Origin of the sequence: Paenibacillus xylanilyticus, assembly GCF_013359935.1 — a bacterium.
In the GTDB taxonomy this organism is placed as follows: domain Bacteria; phylum Bacillota; class Bacilli; order Paenibacillales; family Paenibacillaceae; genus Paenibacillus; species Paenibacillus xylanilyticus.
In genome coordinates, this window is record NZ_JABMCB010000076.1 from 1 (window position 1) to 344 (window position 344).

A 344-nucleotide genomic window follows, 5' to 3' on the forward strand; every position below is an offset into this window, starting at 1 on the left:
GCTCTGATGCCAATCCACGTGGTGTAATTCCCTCGCCCGAAATGGTCATCACAGTATTTGGTGAAGGGAACGAGTTTTAATCTGTCAGTGCAGAACGCGCCGCCGACGTATGGAGTGCCATATTTCTTTACCATATCGATAAATGGCTTCAGAACAGGCATTCGCGTCTGAATATCCTTTGGTTCCCATACCGTATAACCATTTGGCTGTCCAAGCTCCGGGTTGATATCAACCTGCAATACGGTGAGCGGTATATCCCAGAACTTCACAACTTCCCTGACAAACCGATATGTCATTGGATGTTCACAACCTGTATCCATGAAAACGTAATGCACGTCTTTACC

The 344-nt window shown here is 46.5% G+C and carries 1 protein-coding gene; it reads right to left on the reverse strand.

Going from position 1 to position 344, the window contains the following annotated elements; all coding sequences use genetic code 11:
- Nucleotides 1-296, reverse strand: a 296-nt coding sequence (locus HP552_RS00625; RefSeq protein ID WP_446686447.1) for an adenine nucleotide alpha hydrolase family protein, incomplete at its 3' end; no start/stop codon positions are given.
- Nucleotides 297-344 lie beyond the last annotated feature (48 nt).